A 22,109-nucleotide genomic window follows, 5' to 3' on the forward strand; every position below is an offset into this window, starting at 1 on the left:
TTATTTCACACGATGATATCATACACATAACGAGGAGGATAATAATGAACGCACACCGCTGGATGAGTACACGTTTCTTTAGTTTTTTTATGACATGGGGCATTTTCCTGCCATTTTGGTCAGGGTGGATGATTTATACAAAAGGAATTACCGTCTCACAAGCCAGCTTGATCATGAGCTTCGGTTTAATTGCAAGAGGCCTGTCCACCTTATTCGCATTTCCTTATTTATCAGCAAGGCTTAGCAGTAAAGTCCTATTAAATGTGGCCGGAATCGGCGCACTGTCTGCCATTCTATGTTATATTCCGGCAAACTCCTTTACCGGTTTACTCACAGTAACGATCCTGTTCCACCTATTTTATCCCATTTTGATGCCTGCTTTAGATAGTACGGCCAGTGTCCTTGTGCAAAGCAAACAATTAAGACACTATGGAAGAAGTCGTCAATGGGGCTCCATTGGGTTTGTCTCCATCGGCATGATTCTAACCGTTTTTACAGGAAGATTTGGAGACGAAGTGATTTATTGGGCGTTATTGCTTGGACTCATTGTGTTTGTAGGTCTCAGTTTTATGAGGGCACCTGATAGCTTAACTGAAAAGCGACAAGTAGACCAAACAAAAAAAGCAGGCATGCTGCATTTATTCCGTATTAAACACTTTGGCTTGGTCCTGCTGATTGTTATTCTGCTTCAGGCAGCCCATGCCGCTTATTACAATTATGGCTATATTTATCTGCAACATATCCATGCTCCAGTCTATCTGATTGGTCTCATTATTAATATTTCCGTAATTGCCGAAATCATCTTTTTCTCTATTGCGGATAAGAGCTTTAACAAATTCTCAGTAGGCGCTTTACTGACCCTATCAGCCATCGGTTCTTCCGTTCGTTGGATCTTAGTATTTGTTTTTCCAAATGTAATTATGTTCAGTCTCGCGCAGACTTTACATGCATTCTCGTTTGCAATGGGACATTATGCCTTTATGAAATACTTGATCAAACACATTCCACAAGATCAGATACCGAAAGCACAAGGCATATATTCAGCGCTTGCCCTTAGCTGGAGCACAGCCGTGTTTACCATGTTCGGGGGCTATTTATACGAGATTGAACCTAGATATGCCTTTATCGGAATGCTTGTTTGTACCTTGCCGGCCATGCTGATTGCGCTTGTATATCAAAAGCTTGAACGTAGAAAGAAAGCTTTACTACCTAGTTGAAGCATATAAGCTTCACTCCTTATTTGGCCAAACGCTTCCCCATCTTCTTCTTTAGCGCAAAAAAGGCAGCCGATCTTTATTCATGATGATCGACTGCCTTTATTTGTCGTCTTCGTATGCCGCCAGCATAAGCTGATATATTTTTCGTGTCGTATTTAAATTTCTGATTGTCATCTGTCGGTACAACTCCGTACCAACCAACTTTGTAAGGCTGCCTTTGTTCACGTTTATTTTGTCAATCGCCCATATAATCGCGCCTGGAGCATATTTCACCGTTTCGATCTCAGGTTTGAAGATCAGCTTATCGAGAATGGATTCGTCATTGATAGCTTTCCATAAAAAAAGGACGTCGCATCTCAATTTATCATTATTCATCCATGATTCCGGGAGGACGGATATTACTTTTTTCATGTCTTCTAAATGAAGTACCAGCACCTTGATTTGCAAAGCGAAGGTATCCATAATCGCCTTTTCGAGAATTTGCGCTAACTCATTTTTGGAGCGGCTGGTGGTTGAAAAAATGATATTACCCGAATTGATATAGGTAACGACGTTTTTCATACCCGCCTGCTCGAATGATTTTTTAAGTGTTTTCATATCTACTTTGTTGTTTCCGCCGACATTGATCCCGCGAAGCAGAGCCGTATAGACCATACCAACTTAGTCCTTACCTTCAATGACTGCAATTCCGTCTATCTCAAGAAGGCAAGAAGGACGCGATGTAAATTCCGAAACGAACAGCACGGTGACCAGTGGGGGATTATCCAATGAACCGGTCATCTCTTGGAATGCTTTGTAACCAACAAGCGGGTCGCTTCCGCTGACTAAATAGATATTGAGTTTGACCAGATCGGCGAAACTCGCATTTTCAGCAGCTAAAATGGTTTTGATATTATGAAGCGCCTGTTTTGTCTGCAACTCCAAATCACCAACCCCAATCAGCTCACCTTTTGAATTAATAGCATTCTGCCCGCCAATATAAATGGTTTTTGCCCTTCCTGTGACGGTAATCGCTTGACTAAATGCTTCTGATCTGAATAAACCTTCCGGGTTTATATGCCCCATTGTAAAAGTTGACATCGGTTTGGTTTCCTCCTTCATGATTTGATTTATGTTCTATATCTTAATAATAAACAACTTCACTGACAGTTACCGTCAGTGAAGTTTAATCGGTTCCGATATCGTAATGTTGTGCGATTGCCGCTGCCATCTCCTGGACCCGACGCTTCAGTGCAAGCGGCTCCCGAATGCGAATGGCCGTGCCGAACGTCATCAGATACATCGGAAGGTACTTGTTCATCGTCGGGACGTCGAGCAGAAACCACGCCTCCCGATCGGTTCGTTCCGTCAAATAGTGGCGCATATGCCAGTGGCCGCAAACCGCGTTCAGTGTGTCGGGCTCTCCCTCGATGCGGATGACCGTCAGCGGTCCGTCCGCCTCCCGTCCCCGCGCGGACTGGTCGCGGAAATAGGCGGACGCGGAGAAACGCTCCGGCTTTTCAAACCGTGCTTCGGTCGGCTCCAATCGCGCGATGCGATCTACGCGGAACGTCCGTACTGCCTGCGACCGATGACAGAACGCGACAGCGTACCATTCATTTCGGTCATAAGCGAGTCCGTACGGATCGACATCACGTTCATCGGCCTGCTCCGCATTCGCTTTGCGATAATCGATGCGCACCGTTCGCCCGTCATTAACCGCCTGCTCCAGGTCCCTTAGCAGCGGAACAACGGAAGGCGGACGCGCCGGGGAAATCACATCCAAGCCTCCCGTCCGGCGGGACAGATCATCGCGCTGCTCTTCGTGCAGCCCGTTCTCCACCTTCTTCAGCGCGCTTTCCAGCTCCTCCGTATACGGATAGCCCGCGCCTTGCGCAAACTTATACGCGTCCACAAGCGCTTTCAGCTCTACAGAGTTGAAGAATAAGGGTGCCTCCTGGAAGCTTTCTAGAATACGAATGCCGCCGTCATGGCCTGATTCCGCGACGACCGGCACGCCGCTGGCACATAATGCGTCAATATACCGGTACACGGTGCGGACGCTAATTTCCAAACTGTCTGCGATCTGCGCAGCAGTGAGCTTCCTTCCGGCTCGCAGCATCCAAATCATGGATAGCATGTTATCCCATTTTGCCATCTGAAATGCCCTCTTTTACTTATGAAATGAGACTGATTTTAGTGGTCACCGTATCTTTTGTAGAGCGAAATTTAAAGGGCACCAGGAGAGTAGCCGCGAATTCGATTCGCATTACGTGTATCAGTTCATAGACTCTGCCGAAATCGTCTCACACCCGTTGAATAACGCAAATTTTTGGAAACAACTGTTCAAGGCTGTCCGCAATTGCGCTGTTTGCTTCACACCGTTCTCGTACCAGATGTTTTTAACAACGAGCGTTCCGGTTTTTCGCTCCACGATTATTTCGGCTCGCCCAATGAAGCTCTCTCCATATAATAGAGGCAGCACATAATAGCCGAATTTTCGTTTGATTGCAGGCGTGTAAATCTCCCAGGTGTAATCGAAGCCAAACAATTCGTTGATGAGTTTTCTGTCCCATATTAAATTATCTAGAGGGGCAATAAGCTCGCAACGTAATTTCGGCTCCTGATTTTGCAGAACGGTCTCAATAAGCAGTAAATCCTCCGCGAGGCAGTACAGCATATCCTTTATTTGTTCCACGGCAACAGCAACAATGCGACCTTCGTACAATAGCTGGCGAAAAACCTCGTTGCGCTGCGCTGCTTTCAACCCCCATATATTCAGCCATGCATCTGACGCACGATTCCATAAGAGGCCAACAGAGCCGATTCGACGCAATACCCTCCACTTGTGATGCTCAAGCTCATCCTCCAGCGGCTCTGATGCATTCAGCAGATTTGGCTGTATGTACTTCTTGGCTATATCGTAATATTTACGCGTTCCTTTTTTATGATGAATAATCAACTCACCCGTCGAATACATCTGTTCCAGCACCGATCGAGATGAATTGTTTCCACCGCTCCAGTGGATGGCCGATCGCCAAGAGAAATCTCCATCCAATTTTAAATCATCCGAACTTAGTGCACCGTGATTTTGGATATGAGCCCGTACTTGCGTTGTCAACGCTTCCATTTCGGGATAGCGCTTGGCATGTTGTCGGGCGGCTTGCCTGTATCGCTCAAAATATGGCCAGTCCTCGACAGAGATAATGGCCAGGTTCTTGTCGGGATAATCGACAAGGCTTCTATCCTCATACAGCAGCTCGGCGAGCATTCCCTTGGTAAATCCCTTGATTCGCGACTGTAACACCAATTCGGCGTTTTTCCCACAAACATCGATGGGGTCGTATTGAATGCAACTGACCTGCCGAGCGAAGTCCAATACGCCCTGCTTCCCACTAAATTTATATTCGCCCAGAAGTCCATGCTTCAACAACAGAAATTGCCGTGCCTGGCGGTTTGTTAACTGGATCATGTTCGCACCTACCTCTAGTTTAGTACAGTATAAAAACGAAGGCGTGAAGGCGAATTTGTCCACGTACCCGCTGAGGTGTGATGGACGGCTTCGCCGACCCTATTCACCCCTACTCAAATTATTCTTTGTCAAAATAATCATCCGGCAAATTTAATTCCTTCAAACAACCCATAAATTTTTCCCTGAAATTATTATTGTTTTTATATTCCGGCCACTCAGCCTTATAATAAGGCAATAACTTCTCATGAGGGATAATGCCCCAATATATAATAGTGTTTTTCACAACTTCTTTGTCGCCACCCATTAACATCTGTTCAATGGTTTCCCAACTTTCCGATTTGTTAGTGCAATTGCGTGTGGCATAGATAGCGGCAGTTTGTATATTCGGGTCGTTGTGGCACAAAAAGGGCGCAAAGTTTTGGAGTGTAATCGCGCCGGAGGATTCTAAAACATACCCCACATGACGTAACGTTTCCGGGTCGTGAACCCTGTCAAGACTTCGCAATATCACTTGTATGAATTCCGCTAAATCAACAGATTTACCGTGCCAGTTCACAATGTTTAAAGCTTGTAAAAAATCCTCATTTCTTTCTGAATGCAACAGCTCGAGAAGAAAGTCTCTTCCCGCGTCAACAGAGGTTTTGCAGATTAGCTGAATGGCTGTAGTGCGATCATTTTGTCTTTGCTCCGCAACGCTTTTTAAAAAATCAATGGTTAGCTGCGAGGTTTTCTTAAACTTGAACATTCCCTCAAGCGCTTTTGTTTTGATTTCTTCGTTTGGGGCGTTTTGATAAACCTGTATCAACGCATTTTCATCGCCCGGCATTCTACTACCAAACCACCCGATATCATAATCCAGAATAATTTCGTCCAGCCAGCGCTCATACCAGTCCAGAAAGTTATCTTCATAGACAAAGAAAAAGGGACGATCCGGATAAAAATCCGAAGTGTAAACGATTTTTCCCCTGTTTTCCCCTTCAAGTACGAGATACATATCGTATTCGCAGCCTTGTGTGCCAATGCACAACATTCCGCCCATCACCCTATCACGGGCCGCGTCGTATTCCAGGTCGGAGATGTCCTCATCATTGATCAGGGGCTTGGTCAAATGGTTCCATTCCTCTTTTGTCATTCTGGGGTGCAGAACGCATTTTGTAGTGAGTGCACTATCGGTATAGGAAGTTGCCTTTTCAATCGAATAAATCCCGTAATACGGCCCGGCACCTCCATTTCCGACTTTCGTTAAAAACTGCGCATAAGGCTCCGGGAGTGTGACCTGATTCTTTGCTTGCCAGTCCGTAAGCTCTTTTGCTGTAAGCTTTTCATCAACCTTGTATTTGTGTGAGGATGCTCCGAACACCAAAAAAGCCGTATCTTTGCGCATGGCTTTTTCGAGTTTGTATTTTATTCGATCCAGTTGCGTTTCTTTCTTCCAAAACAACATATTGAATCCCCCTGTTGAATTATAGCCGGGCTTCCTTCGTTTGCTTATCCAGCAATTTCAGCAGATGTGGAAATCGATATTCTCCGTACATACTCTGTATATGCTCGGCAGCGACTGCTAGCTCCATGCCGATAGAGGTTATATACAAAGGCTTGGAGCTGTTGCCTCGGTAAATCTTTTTGACAAAAGCCTCATTGTCGTGAAAGGCACTTTTTGCAACACCGATCACTGGAATTTTCCCTGAAAAAGCTGTGTAAACATAATGTCCGAGCCCGGGCTTTTTCTCATTGTTTAAGTACACATAGCCATCCACAACAATGGTGTGTATTTGGTTTAGATCAGTAAGTTTCAACAGTTCCCGTATGCAAGGGAGCTCTCGTTTATAGAAAAAACCTGGTTCGTATTCGTGAGGGTTTTCCGTATAAGACACGATGACGTCGAGTGGTTTGGAATCTTCCCAGCTTTGAAAAATAACCCCCACTGATTTCGCTTGATTTTCCTCATAATACACATCGACAGCGATGATCATTAATAGCGATTCCTTCCTTTAAGTTCATTTTAAGCTGTAGATTATTTCCATTATACCACATAGTATTTTTTCCGCCGCAGGCGCAGCACAGAAGAAACCTCCACCCTTAAACCCTTGGCCGGATGAGTTTTTGCCATGCATTTCGCCGTCAGCTTAACGTCTCCATCGACGAAAAATGTGAAAGGAACTGCCGCAGCGCATCGTTACCGACAAGCCGAAAAGGAGAACACCTTGATGGTCGTTCTCCTTGAAAATTTGTCCGGGATGAGCATATTCGGTTAGAGATGCCAGCCTTACACCTAATATGAATATATTTTAATCATCCATCACTCAGGGTTTTCCAGCACTACATTGTAAATGTGCCAAGTAAAGACGGCCATACCGAGATTCTTTCACGACAGGACGGACATACGGTTTCCCCCGCTAAATAATGCAGATGCCCAGCCAATGTTCGCTCTCCAATCGCTGCCGCCCGCTCCGCTAGTGCGCGTACTTCTTCATCTGCAAATGACGCTGCCGGAACGATTGGTTGTGATTCCTGGCCAGTGTGAAAAACGGGATCATCTTCATAGGCTTGAAGAATTTCTGCATGATCTTCATTAGGCCATATGTACACATCTTCCTCGCAGGCCGGACACACGGCCACATACTCATCACCGTTACTAAACGTCATCAACATGTTGGCAGGGCGATATGAGCCCCGATAAGCAGCATCCGCAACAAGAATGTAACGCTTCTCTAGCTCATCTATGGGATGTTGGGCTGTAAAGGCGAATACTTCCTTTGTAAGCACCCTGAGCTTGCCAATTGCCTCTACATATTCACGATACAATTCCGTACAAACGGAGCTTCCTACATCCTCAGCTAGTTCTGCCCAAGATGCCGGGAATGGCGCCTCATCTCGCCCATCGCGGCTTGCCTCGATGATACCGCAATTGATAAACAGTTCTTTGCGCACTTCCTCATCCGATGTGGAACATGCTAGCTGCGCCAAAAACGGCATCACCGCGTAGGTAGCCGTATAGATCGTATTTTGATGGAACAAAAACTCCTGAAAGAGTTCGTCAAAAACCTCCTGGCTATATTCCTGCATGAGCTGCTGCAATAACACAGGTACGTTGTCCGCAGAACTGTACGGCCCTGTCAGCTTTCCCCATACATCGCTATTCCACTTAAGCAAGCTTTCCCTCCGTTCCTAATCGCCTATCATTTTTCAAATATAATTCAATAATGCTTTCATAGCTAAGTTTAGATTTCCTCGTATAATGGTCTTTTATCATTTTTTCGGTTCCATTACCAGCTTCGATGTAGTTAATTTCTTTAAGAAATTCATCACGAGCTACTAGGGGTTCCCCGCGCTATCTGTAACGGCAAGTTTTCCACATAACACTAACTTTCGAAGTGCTCTTGATTTTTTTGACCAATCGTACTAAAATTCAACCATTGGTACTAAATGTAAAGCGAAAGGATAAAAACCAAAATGAACAGCCAAAAAAAGTTGTCGTTCATCGAAGAAGCAAGGCGGAACCAAATCATGGCATGCGCAATCGAGATTATTTCCACGAAAGGTTATGCACAAGCCTCTTTGGCACAAATCGCCAAAGAAGCTGGGATCAGCAAAGGGGTGATTTCCTACCATTTCTCCAGCAAAGACGATCTAATCGAACAGATTGTGTCCGACTTATACGAATCCGGCTCTACGTTCATGACACCTTATCTTGCGGCGCAGACGACAGCATTGGATTGGATTAACACATATATCGAGAAGAATGTGTTGTTCATGAAATCGCATCGGAGGCATGTTATTGCCGTAACGGAAATTATATTTCATGCAAGGGACGAGGAGGGAAAGCCTCGCCATTTCAGGAACATCGATACGGATGCCACGATCAATGTGCTTGTGAAGATGTTGCACAGGGGCACTATGGAAGGGGATTTCCGGGAATTTACTGATTTCTCCGCTCGTGTCTTAGCCGCCACGATCCGATCAGCCATTGATGGACTCAGCTTTCAGTTAGCAGCGAGTCTTGATCTTGACCTGGACGCTTATGCTAAAGAGCTCGTTACTATATTTCAAGTAGCTGCGCGCAAGGTTTGAACCGCTTTATCCATTACCATTAAGCAAAGGGGTTGGTGAGGTTGATTAAAACATTTGTAGGCGGTATCGTCTTGATCTTGATAGGGATCGCGTGGGGTCTGCTATTGGACGAGATCGGAATGCGCGAATGGTTATTGTTGCTGTCAGGAATCGTCCTAGGGATTATTGCAGGTCTCGTTCAACGCTGGGCAGTCGCCAGACAAAGACTCGGGCTCATCACACCAGGCAAGAAGAGACTATGGATTATCGGCGTCATTGTTGTTCTTGTCACTGTAAAAGTTGCCATAAACGTCTTCATCCCATCTTATCTTGCGACGAATAATAGTGGCATCTACCTGTCCATCGTCTATGCCATCGGGGGCCTCCTCCTCGGTCATGCATTGTATCTCAGATTCAAACCCATGCCTCAGCCAGCAAAGCTAAGGGCTAATCGAACGTGATTCGCATTTCCTTTGCACGTAGCCTACACACATATCAACCCCATACGCCATAAGTAATTCCGCAAAAGACTTGCCGTCACTTATGGTACGGTTCAGCTTACACCCTATAACGGCTAAATTAAGAGGCAGCCATTAATGGGTGCCTCTTAACCTTCTAAACAATACACTATTAGACTGAAAACTTTGGAATACTTTCCTAAAGCTCTTTAGCCTGCTCAGATGCTACGTCTCCTGCCTCTAAAAATGCAACCGTATCTCTACCCATACCCGTTATCGCTAACATTTGTAAAAACCCGGGAGTAAAAACTTCCCCACCAATGATACTCAACTTCCGTTTGTTATAGATAATGAAGTTTCTATATTAATACATATTTCAATAGGCTAAATCCTATCGTGGCTGATTATCCGGGCAATCGATATAGTTGCGGACACCACTCCACCTCCAGTCCAATCTCTTATACACCATATGAAGGTAGAATAGATTTCTCGCCCGCCCTAATGCTAGCAGACCCTGCTATTCATCGGATATGCCAATCGCTTTGTTCCGTTCTTTAAACCTCTCGTTATGCGACGATACATAAGCCATTCTCGGCGCCTCGGGATCCATGTACCGTTTGGCGCTGTTAAGCGCTAAAGCCGCATCCGTGAACGCCCCTGCAATGAGGTTGAGCTTGCTTTCGTAATTGACGAAGTCGCCAGCCCCGAAGATGCCCGGCAAGTTCGTCTCAAGTCTCGGGCTGACGAATATGTTCCAGTCGTCCATATCCAGTCCCCAATCCTTGATACCTGTAAAATCGGACTTCAGCCCGTGGTTAACGATAACCTCGTCTATTTCTAGCTCGCGCGAGTCCCCTGATTCGATATGGGTAATCGTCACCCGTTCAATCGTCTTTCCGTTACCGCTGTATAACTGCGTGACTTCATATGGCGTAAGCACATCGGCAGAAGACTCCTTCATTCGAACAATGTTTTTCTCATGTCCGCCGAAGCGGTCGCGCCTATGCACGACTGTGACCTGAGCAGCGATGGGAACCAGCTCGTTCGCCCAATCGACAGCGGAATTTCCCCCACCCGAAATAAGGACTCGTTTCCCCCTAAAAGGCTCCAGTTCCTGCACCGTATAGTGCAGATTGGACACCTCATAGCGCTCAGCCCCTTCCAACTCCAGCTTTGCCATTCGCAGAATGCCGCGGCCGATAGCCAGAATGACCGTGCGTGTCCAGTGCTTCTCCCCCGTTGCCGCCTCCAGGATGTACGTCGAATCCGCTTGTTTCTCCAATCCGATAATGTGCTGGCCGAATACAATTGCCGGGTCGAACGTCTTCGCTTGCTCCGACAATTGTGCGATTAACTTCTCGCATAGGATTGGCGGAACCCCTCCAACATCCCAAATCATTTTCTCGGGATAAATAAGCATCCGCCCGCCCAGCTCGTCTTTCGCTTCTATTAGTTTCGTCTTTAAATCGCGCATTCCACTATAAAAAGCAGTATACATTCCCGCAGGACCACCGCCGATAATCGTCACATCGTATAATTCAAGCTGCTCAGTCAATTGATGTCCTCCTCCAGCCGGCTCATGTAACATTCATGCTATGATAATCATTATCAACATCATTGTAGTTTCGGCAGCGTGACAATAACAATGAACAAAATCGACGGTTGCTTTGTATAAAATGGAGGATGCAGACCTTTCAGTCGCAAGCAAAACCAAATCAAGCTAACGATCGCAGTATATCATCGATTTTTTTGCCGTTGGAAATAATTCCGTTATTCATCCAAGTTAGAAAATCAACCTCGTAAACGCGGTTATTTCGTACAGCGGGCAGATCACGCCACTCTGGCTGCTCCAGCAGTTCCCTCTCCTTTCCTTCTGCCTGGCTATGCCACTTATCGAAAGTAATGAACAGATGATCCGCGGTTAACGTACGCAGGTCCTCTACAGAGAGATTGAACATGCCCGGCCTATTCGCTTTTGAAGCTACACCTACTGCGGAGTAGGAGCGCAAGCCAACATCGCCATAGAGAACAGTCGAAACAAAGCCTTGCCCTTCTTCCGTATATTGGATGATGTGGTCCGCCGAGATACGCAAAAAAGCGACCGTTTCACCTTTCATAACCTGACTCAGCTTATGACTCGCGCTCCGTGCTTTGAAATCATATTTTGCGATAGCATCGTCGGCCAACTCCGTCCGACCGAAATAATCGGCGACGGTACGCAGCAGCGTACGCCAATTATTGGTCTGCCCACGCAGGATGCAAGTGTTGGATATGCGTCGGCACTCAGAATATTGCTGTTGCTCGTAACGATCCATAAGCAATATCAAATCCGGCTCATAACCGGAAAGTGCGTCAAAGTTGCCGTCGTTCTCGTCGAACGTCGGAATATGGTTTAAGCCTAGATAGTCTTGTTTTCCCCATTTCGCATGCCAATACTGGGCAATAGGCTGCATATCCAGCGCGACTATGAAATCCTCCAAATACGGCGCTACTACTCTAAGCTGTCCCTTGCGGCTGCGACGGTATTGTCCGGGCGATATGCCTACCGTCTGCTTGAAACGACGATTGAAATAATATTCATTGTTGAAACCCGCATTCAGCGCAATATCGAGCAACTTGTCATCGGCGCTTGCCAGCCACTTCTTGGCTTGATTAATCCGTACTTCATTCAAGTACTGGAGCGGTACTTGACCCGTAGCCTCTTTGAACAGACGGGTATACTTCCAGCGTTCAATGCCTGCGAGGGAGGCCAGCTCCTCAACGGTCAGAAGCTCACGGTAATACTGATGAATATGCCGTATGCTAAGCTCTACCCCATGCCGCTCGATATCCGTTCCCTTATCCTCGGCTGCAGGTGCATTTTGGCGGAATAAAAAGAGCAGCAGCTCTTGAAATCTCACAAATCGTTGGAACAGCTCGAGCTCGTCGCTCGCCCCGCGGAGTCCATATAACTCATCAAGCAGCTCCATCGTCTTCGCGAAGGGTACGCAAGCAAGCTCTTGCTTATGCGGCAGCAAGCTCGAGGCTGCATCATAGCCGCTCGTTACGAAGCACACTCGGTAATAGCTGCCGCCCATCATCTCTTGATCAACGGATAAAGATCTTCCAGGCCCCTGCAAATAGCATTTTCCTTGTCCCGTCCCGCTCATTATAATGAGCAGTTCAAAGCTTTCCTTATCGTTTCTATCGCTGCCTTCCAAATCCCTCATTTCCGCTTGCTCGCCCGCAACGATTAAGCGGATCGATCGCAGCACATATTGGACTGAAGGAGCAGCCCCAGCTTGTTTGCGCTGTTCAATATCCATCGTTACTTTCAACCGCCTTCTAATTGATATTCATTCTCAATGAATATAGTGTAAATCAAAAGGAGCCGCCCATCAACCTTCGTTGAAAAGCGGCTCTTTCCCAATTATGGCGATGAGTCCCGCCAATGAACTTAATCACTCTTCTTTCCTGCTAAGGAGCCAGCAATCGAAGTAAATCATCCATCTTCAATCCGTTAGCCGTAATGGCTCCCGTCTGCCAATACGATCTCTCTACAGGGTATACATGGCCGTTTTTAAATGCAGGAACGGTCTTCCATAACGGATTTGCCTTCATTTCCTCAAGTGCTTTTGCGTTGCCCTCTTCCTCCCACGTCCCGTTGGACGGAAGCAAAATAATATGGTCCGCGTCAAGCTTCGGAATGACCTCCTTCGACAAAACGATATTGCCCTCCGTCATCGCCTTGGCGAACCCCGGTGCATTCAGCCCAAGATCCTCATACAGGATTTGTCCGACAAATGTGTTATGAATGCCGAAAATATTAATCGATTTGTCTACGACGTTCATCCGCAGAACAACAAGCTTCTCATCGCCGATCGCCGCGTTCAGCTTCGCCTTCACATCGGCAATACGGGCTTCGTAATCGGCAAGAACCTGCTCCGCCTTGCCGCTGATACCAAGCAAATCGGCGATTAAGGTCAATGTTTTGCGCGAATCCGCAAGTACGTCGTCCGGCAAGCGGAATGTCGGCGCAACCTTGGAATAGAGCTCGTATTGTGCTGCATCGACCTCTCCGGTGCCGATGATCAAGTCCGGCTCGGACACAAGCAAAGCCTCGATGCTGCCGGTCACGTCGAACAACGGCACTTCCAGCTTCAAATAATCCTGCTTCCCCCACATCGGGTTATAATATTGCACAATAGGCGTTACCCCAAGCGCAACCAAATAATCTTCACGATAAAGAGCTGAGACTCGCTTCGGTTTTGTCGGAATCTTTACCTCTCCGAAGCCATCGGTTACGACGCGCGTTCCTGTCTGAGGCGGAGCTCCGCTTGGAGCTGCCGTTGCCTGTGCAGGCTGATCGGTAGTCACCGTGGCCGCAGCTTGATCGCCTGTCGAGCCGCAACCTGTCACCGTAACCATAGCTGCCGTTATAAGCGATATCCATCCTGTTTTCATAAATCCCGATCTTGCCATGATTAAATTCACTCCCATAAGTAGTATGTTTTGTAGCAAACAATTCGTTTATTTGTAATGATAATCATTATCATTTAGCTTGAGTAGATCTTACCCCATATTGGATTGCATGATCAATATACATTCTCTACGACCGGCTTTATACAAACTCGTCACTTCCGTACTAACGAAAAACAATAAAAACATTCATGACCGTCGACCGGGTCACAGGCCATAATGAAAATTATCATAGCTACTCTTACATCAAGCAACGCCGGGAGGCGATTGTAAACGAGTCCACTATAGAAATTCTACACGCGAAGGCAGACCCACTCAAAAAGGAGCTGGCAGATCAATACAGCCTGAAACGCATCCAACACGATCTGGAACTACTGGACGAAGTAATTCAAAAGGGCTTCAATACGTTGAGCAAGATGGAAGTGATTAGCCCTGTCACCGCCATCAAAGCGATGAAGATGAAACACAAGCTCATCAATGGCAGTACAGGCGGCGATACGCACTATGGGCTGAGGGAAATCAAGCTACGTGAGGCTGCGCGGGAACAGGCCATCACAGCGGCGATTCTACAGTTGTCCCGGTAGAGCAGCATGATGCTGTGATCGAGCTTATGGAATGGTGACGCGGGAGTATTACGAATCCATTGGCTTGAGTGAAACCTATGCGCAGCAATAGCAAGAGAGGCAATAGAAGATCACGCGGTACGAAAAGGAGAACGCCTGTGATGGGCGTTCTCCTTTGTTTTGACATGGTTGAGCGTATGGGGCTGTGATGACGGATGGATCATGTGTGTTTTAGTTACGTCTTTTTATTGATTAAAATCATACCACCGCGATGAGCAGTGTGACGTTATTAATTTAAGTTCTTACATCTTTATGACGCAGACTTAAAACGACTGCATTTTGCTTAACCTCACTAAGAGTGCCTCGGTCTAACCCAAGCAGTATTTCTACCTCATCTTTAATCATACTCACATTATTTTTAGAAAGTTGATGCATAAACTGATCCCCAGAAAGAACCCCGTTACTTTGTATGACATCTACAGCCTTCCTCAGAACGGTCGGTTTGGATACTTGAATAACATCATCTAATGGTTCTTTAGTACGCCAGCCCTTCTTCGATATTTGCCTCATTAAGTACTGGTACTGATTATAGTTGATTGCCTTTAACTGATAAGCCCGCACTATCATTGCAGATATTGATACTTTCCATTTCTTTTTTAACTCTATATAAAAATCTAAATTATTTGGTAAGACTAGATCCTTCAAAAAAGCTTCTTTTGGCAGTAAAAATGAAGCTGCAAACTGATGCGCTTCATTTTCCATCTGACGAAACTCTTCACGAGATACAAGTTCCAGATCAGCATTCCAATCATGCAGCATTATGTGCCCCAGCTCGTGGGCTGCATCAAATTGTCTTCTTGCTGCCGAACTCTTGTCACTTCCAAGAACAATAAATAAATATTCTTCTCCATCAACTTCTTGTCGTTGACTAAAAGCGTCAATGTTCGCATTATCTGTGCCAAATGAGGTTACAATGAATCCATTCTTTTCAAGAATGTAAACCATATTAGGTATTGGGTCAGTACCCAACTTCCAATAATCGCGCGTAGCTTGAGCAACCTTTTCAATGTCATTTATCCCTTCCCGTATTGGGGGGATATTTATTTTTGGAAATTGAACAAATTGATTTAAAGTGTGATATATCTTTGCTAGGATTTTTGTTTTCTCTTCTTGTGAAAGACGATCTTTTTTATTGGTAGATAGAAGTGCTCTAAAGTAAGTAGTACCTACTTTGATACTCTTATCGTCCTTTTCATAAAAATAATCCCTTGGAAACCCAAGGGCGCTAATTAATTTTAGTAGTGTTTCCAAACTAGGATTGGCTTTCCCATTCTCGTATTGTGAAATTGACTGTTTGCTAACTTGTACCTCATCAGCCAATTCGGCAATAGTCTTACCTCTGTAAATTCTTGCAGCCTTTAACCTGTCCCCGTTAAAAACTCTTACAACTGACATTCTTATTCCTCCTAAAGAGAAAGAATTTTAACCTTCCTTCTCCATCTCATCATTTCTAAGTTGTACAAGATCATCATGCTGATGAGAAACGACCCCTTCTCGAAGACCAACAAAAATTTCTTCCTCATGTTCAGAAGTAGTTCCTTGCAATTCAAATGCTGTGCTAAAATCGGCTGTAATAAACTCGTTCCAGTTTTCTTCGTAGGCTATTTCCAATTCAGCATTAGGCATAATGGCATTAACCGATGCTATCTCACCTTTATCTGTAGAAAAGGTAACAAGAACAAATCGCGTAACTTCACCCTCAAGCAGATGTAACATAAGCTTCAACTCATATTCAACCTGTTCATTCCAGTCAACATTTTCAGTATCAAAAAGATAAATTTGCTTGGCTGGGTTAAGATCTACGTCAGCTTCCAAGTCATTATTTTTTGAAGAAAGGGCATCTATGTAGTGCACTGTTTCTTTATAAAGTCGTTCACTCAATTGGCGAAATCTTTTTTCTTGCATAGCCGCATATAAATACTTTGTTTCTTTATCATAAATCAAGACAAGTTCCCACAAAGGACCTCTCTTAACTTTTACACATTGGAACTGATCTGACGGAAGCGTCCGAATTATATTAGTGTTGATGAAATCCCATTTCAAAAAGTGGACACTATTGAATGTCTCGACCTTTCTTTCCATTCTAAATTCCATTATGTCCTTTTTATTTGCATTCCTAATCGCATCAATAATTATAGTTTTATAATTATCAGCCATTGGTATAGATAAGGTATTATTATCCATGTGATCACCACGCTTTTGATTTTATAAAATAATTTTACCAAAAACGTTTTATTTGTCAATCAAAACTCAGTTTTATCATAAAAACCATAATAAAAATGTCGCTTGACGAGATTTATTTCAATTTTAAATTCAAATGGTTACTTTACCTCACTTGTGATACGGTTCTCCTTCAACACCATATCTACACACCAATTTTTCGCCGTCACTTATGATAAGGTTCAGCTTAACGGGTCTTTCGGCGGAAAATCCGCCGCGGCGCATAATCGCCAGCCTTTTACTCGATTCAAGGACTTCGTCTAATGAGCACGAGGTCTGCTTTTCTAAGACGCTCTCTCTTTCTCGTCGTTGACTGAAAAGATATGAAGTGGTCGATTCGGCGGAATATCGACCTCAAGGGGAATGTTCAGCTTCCTTGCGGCTATATGCAAATTTTGCAGCAGCGTGAACCATTCTGCGTCCGAGCATGCATAATTTTTCGTTTTGATGGTAAAGTTCCTGCCATTCTGCTGCCAGAATGTGATCTTTCTGCCTCCGATATTTTCCAAACTTGCATTGCAATCTACGACGATTTTCCTGATTTGGTCTGCGGGCAGTTGATTTCTTTCGGAAAAAATAATTCGGTTTTGCTCAGAATCTACGACGATCCGCTGGGTCTTTATTGTACTGTAAGTAAGTGTTAATCGAGTCGCGGGGGATATGGAAGAATCTGTACTTGCTTGTAACTGCGCCGTTGCTTCAAGTGCCTCCAATTTCCGATTATTCAGCTGTTCATTTCTTTGCAACAACCGATCCTCCACTTTATAACGGCCCTCGATAGATCTAATAGGCAGTTTGATGACCTGCTCGGGCGTATAAAGAATGTATTCTTGCAGCCAGAAAAAACTAAAACGTGCGATTCTGAATTTTTGCTCGACCCCGATCAGTTCCTCGAATGCCACATCGTAGCGGCGGCCCCATTTCGAGAATTGAATCCGATCATGCGACATTACGATGGAATACGGTGGCCGCAAGTAGCCGGATAGCGCTGTTCCGCTTATGAATAAAAAAATGCCCAGACACACAGCTGAGCCATTGATCGCCAGCATTTTCAGATCTTCCGACAGAAAGGACAACCATCCCATACGGGGAAATTTGACCGAAAGGATCAGAACCGAAAATATTCCAACTAAAAGAAGGGACACAAAAAGCGATACCACTGCAGCAAATCCAAGAGATTTAAACAACGATTCCCGCCTCAGTATTTCAGTTGGCGCTTTGTTCTCTTGCCCCCATTGCTTCTGTTTACGCTGATGTTTCGTGTTTATTTGTTTATTCATAGTTAAACTGTAACACTTCCTCTAGTACATATTAGACACATGCGCGGCGTTTAACCGCCAACCTTCTTAGCTCATTACTGAAACTGTCGTGGCCGGATGTTATTACATAGAAGGACCCACCCGAGAGCAAAACTGTAGATCCGGGGCTTAGTAGTAATCGAGCTTTTCTTGTATTGTAAAATAATGATAAAATGTTTTATAAACCTCATACACCTGAAAGGATTACCTTTGTCGAATCACCCCGAAAATAAAGGAGAAGACGAAATATGGGAATCATGGCCTGTTTCTTATCATTAAACGATGCTTTAGCGGATGAAGTTGCCCAGTTAGACAATGCCCATATCGTCGAGAAGGTCGAGGAACTTATGGGAAAACAACGCTGTCCAGTATATGAGATGGATAAATTATGGGACGGATTGCATTATCTGCTAACCGGAAACTCTGCCTCACAGCCGATCGAGGATCACCCATTAAGCGAGGCTATTGTAGGAGTCCACGTGCTGGATACGGAAGAATTCGTAAGTGCCATTGGTTCGGATGAGCTTCCCCGCATTCTCAAAGCCCTTCATTCTGTGGACAGGACCGTCTTGAAGCAACATTTCAACCCTGCCGATTTTAGATCAAAACAGATTTACCCGGATATTTGGGCGGACGATGAAGCTGAGGAACGTTTCACAGAGCTCATAACGGAACTCAACCAATTAACTCATTTTTATGAACAAAGCCTTGCCCAAGGTCATGATATATTGATCAGCATTTATTAAAACTGCCGCATGCCGCGGCGCATAGTTGCCAACCTTTCAATACCCGATCCAGGGGCCATGATCAAGCCTACATAACATGCACGGAAGGCCATCTAGACGTATCAAAATCATATCACGAATTTGGAAAACATTGTCGTGTCTGGTCACAAAAATCGCCCTAAGTGTGCCGCAGCACATGATTGCCTACGATTTTGCTCATTACATTTAAAAAGCTCAATTCAAGATAATGATCGAAATTTCATAAATACATTCAAAAGGCCACCGATGTAATTGGCGGCCTTATTATCGATGATTCATCTATTGTATCCGTTCTCTTACGCCTTCTGAACAGGGGGCGAGTAAAATACGTCACAATGCATATGCTGAATTTTATCCCAGTTGCCGGGATTGGTCGTGTCTGGGGAGCGTTGCTCCAGAATGGCCTGATATAAAGCGGTTTTTTGCTCCAAATGGGCAACGTGCTGTTTGGCTTCTTCAAGCTTAACGAGCGCCGCTTCTTTATGCTCCATCATTATTGCCCAGCGTTGCGGAATGGTCGAATCCCCTTCGAGACAGAGATCGACGTACATTTTAATGACTTCAATCGGCATCCCGGATTGCTTGAGGCATTTGACTCCATGCAGCCAGTTGATCGACTCTTCGTCGAACATCCGGATGTTGTTTTGATTGCGCTGTACGCTTGGCACCAGGCCTTTATCCGTGTAAAAGCGTACGGCGTGCTCGGTGAGTCCCGTTATCAAAGCGGCTTCTTTGACCGTATGCATTTGAAATCCTCCTTGGAAAATAAATTGTTGAAAACGGCTTGACTTCGTGTAACACGAAGGTAATAAGCTTACTGTAACGCAAATCAGCCGTGAAGGGAATCCCCGCTGCGATGCCCGATTCCCGGGATGCGTGCCGGTTGCCATTTTACATTTGAACAATGGGAGGAATTACAATGCAAACCGTAACATTGAACAACGGTGTGAAAATGCCGATCATCGGCTTCGGTGTCTACCAAGTTCCCGATGCTGAAGAATGCGAGAACGCAGTATATGAAGCGTTGATGGCCGGTTACCGCCTGATCGACACCGCTGCCGGTTATCTGAACGAGGAAGCGGTCGGACGCGCGATTAAGCGCAGTGGCGTACCGCGTGAGGAGCTGTTCATCACGACCAAGCTCTGGGTTCAGGATGCCGGCTACGAGAGTGCCAAGCTGGCGTTTGCCAAATCCTTGAAGAAGCTGCAGCTCGACTATCTCGATCTGTACCTTATTCACCAGCCGTTTGGCGATTACTACGGCGCTTGGCGTGCGATGGAAGATCTGTACCGCGAAGGCAAGATCAGGGTGATCGGTGTAAGCAACTTCCTGCCCGACCGTCTGATGGACCTCATCGTGCATAACGAAATCGTGCCCGCCGTCAACCAGATCGAAACGCACCCGTTCTACCAGCAGATCGAGAGTGCCGCTTTTATGAAAGAGCAGGGAGTGCAGCACCAGTCGTGGGCGCCGTTCGCTGAAGGACTCAACAACATGTTCGGGAACGAAGTGCTGGACTCGATCGCAGACAAACACAACAAGTCCGTCGCCCAGGTCGTGTTGCGCTGGCTTGTTCAGCGCGAAGTCGTCGTCATTCCAAAATCGGTGCGCAAAGAGCGGATCATAGAAAACTTCGATATTTTCGACTTTGAGTTAAGCGCGGACGATATGGAACAAATTTCGACCCTTGATACGCGGGAAAGTCTCTTCTTATCGTACCGCGATCCGGAAGTCGCCAAGATGATGGGCAACTGGAGAGTCGATCTGTAAACCTTAATCGAACCGAAAACTCATCACGCGTTTATCCTCATCTAGTAAGAAAGGACAGGGCGGTCGCCCCTGTCCTTCTTTACTTGAATAGCAAACGATTGCCCTATGTACCTTTCTAGCGTTTCCTTGACCCGAAACCTACCCAAAAAAACTTGCCCTTATTTAGGGTACGGTTCAGCTTAACGGGTCTATCGGCGGAAAGTGCGAAAAGCGCATGCCGCAGTGCGTATTGGCCAACCTTTCAAGAGGGCATAATCAAACCTGCTTATTAATACACGGAAGGCCACCGAAGTAATCGGCGGCCTGAACGAACTTGATTTAACTATCTTCTCCCGTTATGGAAAACCTTGTACGGCACGGCTATTTCTCCAACTCATAGCGGGCCGCGATAATGCCCGACTTGAGCGTTCGGCTGGCCAGCAGCTTGAGCCTGATTTTCTCACCGCCGCCGTCGAATACCGATTTTCCGCCGCCCAGGATGACCGGACAAATCGTCAGCATGAATTCGTCGATCAGGCCGAACTCAAGTAGCGTCTTCGCTGCCCCTGGGCTGCCGAAGATAACGAGATTTTTGCCAGGCTGCTCCTTGAGCGCCTTGATTTCCTCTGCGATATTGTCCTTGATCAGCATCGTATTGTTCCATTCAGCCTTGTCCATCGAGCCGGAAATGACGATCTTCTTAACATCCTGCACCCATTTGGCATGCTCCATATCGTGCCTCGACGCATTCGGATTTTCCAGCACCGTGGGCCAGTAGCTCTCCATCATTCGATACGTCGTGCGTCCGTATACGGGAGAGCCGACTTCGGCCACAACCTCCTCGGCGTATTTCTCTAATTCCTCGTTGTACGGAATCCAACCCAGTCCTCCGTTCGAATCCGACGCATACCCGTCCAGCGACACATGCATGAACAATACGAGTTTTCTCATGTTTGTTTCTCCCCCGATTTCGAAGTTTATTTGCTCGATTATTTTGGCCGTTGGCCCGTGTTTCATCCCGCTGTTACGTTCACTATAAATCATTACGTTACGTAACGTTCAAGTAGAAATCTGAATTTTTTTGAAGACATTAATGTTGCCAATCCTGCCCGTTAGCTTAACACAATGTATTTGAGGCGCTATGAGATTAACGCGACTGTGATGGTAAGACGAAAAAAAGGGGACGTAATTAAACGTCCCCTCAGCCTGTAGACAAAACTCCGTTCGGAGCAGGGGCAGCAGGCCGAGACACCCTGATTGGGTGTCCTTTATTGTAGTGACAAGGGTTATATCTACTGGGCAAATTGCTCAATCAGACCATCCAAGTATGCAAAACAAATTGGAAACCCAGCCATCCTGAACACGGTTTTACTCTTCATCAATCACATGAATTTGCACAAGAAATCATGTTCTCATTCATTAGTTCTTACTTGTAGCAAGCCCTAGATCCAAGTATCGTGGGCTGCTGTTATTTCGGTCTCAGGACCGCCAGTGTTTACAACGCTTTTAGGCTCCACCAACATGAGATGGCATTCTTTTTCGGCGGAAGGCTTCATCTCTATTCCCCTTGGGACAATAAACATCTCACCCTTGGAAATTTTCACTTGGCCATCACGAAAATCAAGGATCATTTCCCCTTCGAGTGCGATAAATACCTTATCGGTATCTTGATGAACATGCCATTCGTAATCCCCGGCAATCTTAATAAGCTTAAATTGATAGTCATTCATTTCACCAATGACTTTCAGAGACCAATAGTCGTTGAATTGGGATAGCTTCTCATTCAGATTAATAGCTTGGTATTGGATATTAACCCCTCC

At 45.7% G+C, this 22,109-nt stretch carries 22 protein-coding genes; 6 read left to right on the forward strand and 16 right to left on the reverse strand.

The window, feature by feature from the left end:
* The first annotated feature begins 44 nt into the window (after positions 1–44).
* Positions 45–1,217, forward strand: a complete 1,173-nt coding sequence (locus PCH01S_RS18795) for an MFS transporter (RefSeq protein WP_042231775.1) — start codon at positions 45–47, stop codon at positions 1,215–1,217.
* 99 nt (positions 1,218–1,316) lie between these two features.
* On the opposite strand, the gene PCH01S_RS18800 is transcribed toward PCH01S_RS18795, so the two are convergent.
* The 7 genes from PCH01S_RS18800 to PCH01S_RS18830 form a co-directional block, all read right to left on the reverse strand.
* The gene (locus tag PCH01S_RS18800) at positions 1,317–1,871 is read right to left on the reverse strand and encodes a DUF1697 domain-containing protein (protein WP_042231777.1); all 555 of its coding nucleotides are present in this window, start codon (positions 1,869–1,871) and stop codon (positions 1,317–1,319) included.
* Between the two features lie 6 nt (positions 1,872–1,877).
* The gene (locus PCH01S_RS18805) at positions 1,878–2,297 is read right to left on the reverse strand and encodes a RidA family protein (protein WP_053228752.1); all 420 of its coding nucleotides are present in this window, start codon (positions 2,295–2,297) and stop codon (positions 1,878–1,880) included.
* An 85-nt stretch (positions 2,298–2,382) separates the two neighbouring features.
* Entirely contained in the window at positions 2,383–3,354 is a 972-nt protein-coding gene (locus tag PCH01S_RS18810) for a helix-turn-helix transcriptional regulator (RefSeq protein ID WP_042231781.1), read from the reverse strand.
* A 120-nt stretch (positions 3,355–3,474) separates the two neighbouring features.
* Positions 3,475–4,668 carry a winged helix-turn-helix domain-containing protein gene (locus PCH01S_RS18815; protein ID WP_042231782.1) on the reverse strand — a complete coding sequence of 398 codons (1,194 nt, stop codon included), beginning with the start codon at positions 4,666–4,668 and terminating at the stop codon, positions 3,475–3,477.
* Positions 4,669–4,786: 118 nt separating this feature from the next.
* Positions 4,787–6,112, reverse strand: a complete 1,326-nt coding sequence (locus tag PCH01S_RS18820; RefSeq protein ID WP_042231783.1) for an SMI1/KNR4 family protein — start codon at positions 6,110–6,112, stop codon at positions 4,787–4,789.
* Positions 6,113–6,131: 19 nt separating this feature from the next.
* Complete coding sequence (locus tag PCH01S_RS18825; protein ID WP_042231785.1) at positions 6,132–6,641, reverse strand: endonuclease V; 510 nt, start codon at positions 6,639–6,641, stop codon at positions 6,132–6,134.
* Between the two features lie 346 nt (positions 6,642–6,987).
* On the reverse strand, positions 6,988–7,821 hold the full coding sequence (locus PCH01S_RS18830; protein ID WP_042231787.1) for a hypothetical protein: 834 nt from the start codon (positions 7,819–7,821) through the stop codon (positions 6,988–6,990).
* A gap of 300 nt (positions 7,822–8,121) precedes the next feature.
* On the opposite strand from PCH01S_RS18830, the gene PCH01S_RS18835 reads away from it, so the two are divergent.
* Together PCH01S_RS18835 and PCH01S_RS18840 are read left to right on the forward strand one after the other, a co-directional pair.
* Positions 8,122–8,739: a TetR/AcrR family transcriptional regulator gene (locus PCH01S_RS18835; RefSeq protein ID WP_042231789.1), complete on the forward strand. Its 618-nt coding sequence runs from the start codon at positions 8,122–8,124 to the stop codon at positions 8,737–8,739.
* 35 nt (positions 8,740–8,774) lie between these two features.
* A complete protein-coding gene (locus tag PCH01S_RS18840) occupies positions 8,775–9,179 on the forward strand; it encodes a hypothetical protein (protein WP_241688773.1) in 405 nt (134 codons plus the stop codon).
* Between the two features lie 514 nt (positions 9,180–9,693).
* On the opposite strand, the gene PCH01S_RS18845 is transcribed toward PCH01S_RS18840, so the two are convergent.
* From PCH01S_RS18845 to PCH01S_RS18855, 3 genes are all read right to left on the reverse strand, one after another.
* Positions 9,694–10,731: an NAD(P)/FAD-dependent oxidoreductase gene (locus tag PCH01S_RS18845; RefSeq protein ID WP_042231793.1), complete on the reverse strand. Its 1,038-nt coding sequence runs from the start codon at positions 10,729–10,731 to the stop codon at positions 9,694–9,696.
* A gap of 160 nt (positions 10,732–10,891) precedes the next feature.
* The gene (locus PCH01S_RS18850; protein ID WP_042231795.1) at positions 10,892–12,481 is read right to left on the reverse strand and encodes a helix-turn-helix domain-containing protein; all 1,590 of its coding nucleotides are present in this window, start codon (positions 12,479–12,481) and stop codon (positions 10,892–10,894) included.
* A 151-nt stretch (positions 12,482–12,632) separates the two neighbouring features.
* On the reverse strand, positions 12,633–13,637 hold the full coding sequence (locus PCH01S_RS18855; protein WP_042231797.1) for an ABC transporter substrate-binding protein: 1,005 nt from the start codon (positions 13,635–13,637) through the stop codon (positions 12,633–12,635).
* A gap of 188 nt (positions 13,638–13,825) precedes the next feature.
* Between PCH01S_RS18855 and PCH01S_RS18860 the strand changes: the two genes are divergently transcribed.
* On the forward strand, positions 13,826–14,218 hold the full coding sequence (locus PCH01S_RS18860) for a hypothetical protein (RefSeq protein WP_042231798.1): 393 nt from the start codon (positions 13,826–13,828) through the stop codon (positions 14,216–14,218).
* Positions 14,219–14,491: 273 nt separating this feature from the next.
* On the opposite strand, the gene PCH01S_RS18865 is transcribed toward PCH01S_RS18860, so the two are convergent.
* The 3 genes from PCH01S_RS18865 to PCH01S_RS18875 form a co-directional block, all read right to left on the reverse strand.
* Positions 14,492–15,652, reverse strand: coding sequence for a helix-turn-helix domain-containing protein (locus PCH01S_RS18865; RefSeq protein ID WP_042231800.1), 1,161 nt, complete (start codon positions 15,650–15,652; stop codon positions 14,492–14,494).
* Between the two features lie 27 nt (positions 15,653–15,679).
* A complete protein-coding gene (locus PCH01S_RS18870; RefSeq protein ID WP_042231802.1) occupies positions 15,680–16,441 on the reverse strand; it encodes a DUF5986 family protein in 762 nt (253 codons plus the stop codon).
* A 320-nt stretch (positions 16,442–16,761) separates the two neighbouring features.
* Positions 16,762–17,757: a hypothetical protein gene (locus PCH01S_RS18875; RefSeq protein WP_241688774.1), complete on the reverse strand. Its 996-nt coding sequence runs from the start codon at positions 17,755–17,757 to the stop codon at positions 16,762–16,764.
* 266 nt (positions 17,758–18,023) lie between these two features.
* Here PCH01S_RS18875 and PCH01S_RS18880 point away from each other — a divergent pair, with 266 nt between their 5' ends.
* Complete coding sequence (locus PCH01S_RS18880) at positions 18,024–18,521, forward strand: YfbM family protein (RefSeq protein WP_042231805.1); 498 nt, start codon at positions 18,024–18,026, stop codon at positions 18,519–18,521.
* Between the two features lie 314 nt (positions 18,522–18,835).
* On the opposite strand, the gene PCH01S_RS18885 is transcribed toward PCH01S_RS18880, so the two are convergent.
* Positions 18,836–19,285: a MerR family transcriptional regulator gene (locus tag PCH01S_RS18885; RefSeq protein ID WP_042231807.1), complete on the reverse strand. Its 450-nt coding sequence runs from the start codon at positions 19,283–19,285 to the stop codon at positions 18,836–18,838.
* 173 nt (positions 19,286–19,458) lie between these two features.
* Between PCH01S_RS18885 and PCH01S_RS18890 the strand changes: the two genes are divergently transcribed.
* Positions 19,459–20,310 (forward strand): aldo/keto reductase, encoded by an 852-nt coding sequence (locus PCH01S_RS18890; protein ID WP_042231809.1) that lies wholly within the window; start codon positions 19,459–19,461, stop codon positions 20,308–20,310.
* 360 nt (positions 20,311–20,670) lie between these two features.
* Here PCH01S_RS18890 and PCH01S_RS18895 read toward each other — a convergent pair whose 3' ends face one another.
* Together PCH01S_RS18895 and PCH01S_RS18900 are read right to left on the reverse strand one after the other, a co-directional pair.
* A complete protein-coding gene (locus PCH01S_RS18895; protein ID WP_042231811.1) occupies positions 20,671–21,240 on the reverse strand; it encodes a dihydrofolate reductase family protein in 570 nt (189 codons plus the stop codon).
* 491 nt (positions 21,241–21,731) lie between these two features.
* The gene (locus PCH01S_RS18900) at positions 21,732–22,097 is read right to left on the reverse strand and encodes a cupin domain-containing protein (protein ID WP_042231813.1); all 366 of its coding nucleotides are present in this window, start codon (positions 22,095–22,097) and stop codon (positions 21,732–21,734) included.
* Positions 22,098–22,109 lie beyond the last annotated feature (12 nt).

Source organism: Paenibacillus chitinolyticus NBRC 15660 (genome assembly GCF_000739915.1).
Classification (GTDB): Bacteria; Bacillota; Bacilli; order Paenibacillales; family NBRC-103111; genus Paenibacillus_F; species Paenibacillus_F chitinolyticus.